Consider the following 442-nt stretch of genomic DNA (forward strand, 5'->3'; position numbering starts at 1 on the left):
GTATCCGAGTTCGACCATCTTGTCGGCCAGCAGGCGCAGGGACAGGCGTGCCTGTCCCTCTTCGTGTGTACACGCCAGTGCGATCAGGTGCGCTTCTGCCGCCGGGTTCAGCGTGTGGGGCTTGAGGTGCTGTGGGTGAAGATGGTTCAAGGCGTGCTCCAATCCTCCTTCTGCAAACCGTTGTCGCACGCGGTATACGGTGTTGGCACTGACGTGTAGGAAATCTGCCGCATTCACATCAGAGTGGGCCGAGCCATTTTTATCCACCGCAAGCACGATACGGGCGTGGGTCAACTTGCGTGCTGGTGCCCGACCAGCCTTCAACAGCTGTTTCAACATGGCCCGCTGTTCATCGTTTAACTGCACGACGTATTTCAACTTCATGCCTCACGCTACTCCATCCTCCTAACCTAAGTTGACGGACTACTAGAGCCGCTTTGGG

Annotated in this window: 1 protein-coding gene; it reads right to left on the bottom strand. The window is 57.0% G+C overall.

The annotated features are described in order from the left end of the window. Window positions 1–384, bottom strand: a 384-nt coding sequence (locus GUI70_RS22680) for a helix-turn-helix domain-containing protein (protein ID WP_161884523.1), incomplete at its 3' end; no start/stop codon positions are given. Window positions 385–442 lie beyond the last annotated feature (58 nt).

Source organism: Deinococcus alpinitundrae, assembly GCF_009982895.1.
GTDB classification, from domain to species: domain Bacteria; phylum Deinococcota; class Deinococci; order Deinococcales; family Deinococcaceae; genus Deinococcus; species Deinococcus alpinitundrae.